Origin of the sequence: Pseudoalteromonas sp. S3260, assembly GCF_005886925.1 — a bacterium.
In the GTDB taxonomy this organism is placed as follows: domain Bacteria; phylum Pseudomonadota; class Gammaproteobacteria; order Enterobacterales; family Alteromonadaceae; genus Pseudoalteromonas; species Pseudoalteromonas tetraodonis.
This window is the reverse complement of the sequence record NZ_PNCV01000238.1, coordinates 1-274: the sequence shown is the minus strand read 5'-3', so window position 1 is coordinate 274 and position 274 is coordinate 1. Positions and strand designations below refer to the sequence as shown.

The following is a 274-nucleotide window of genomic DNA, read 5'->3' as shown; positions in this document are numbered from 1 at the left end:
GATATTAGCCGTGATGCGCCTTACTTTGGTTTTGAAATCCCCGGTGCACCCGGCAAGTATTTCTATGTTTGGTTGGATGCGCCCATAGGTTACATGGCCAGCTTTAAAAATCTTTGTGATAAAAGCGACTTAGATTTCGATGCTTTCTGGAAAGAAGGCGCCGACGCCGAACTCTATCACTTCATCGGTAAGGACATCATTTATTTCCACAGCCTATTTTGGCCAGCTATGCTTGAGGGCGCAGGGTTCAGAAAACCAAGCAATATCTTTGCTC

Annotated in this window: 1 protein-coding gene; it reads left to right on the top strand. The window is 45.6% G+C overall.

The genetic code is table 11. The features are described 5' to 3' along the window. On the top strand, window positions 1-274 hold a 274-nt coding region (locus tag CWC14_RS18305), incomplete at both ends, for a class I tRNA ligase family protein (RefSeq protein ID WP_138564312.1).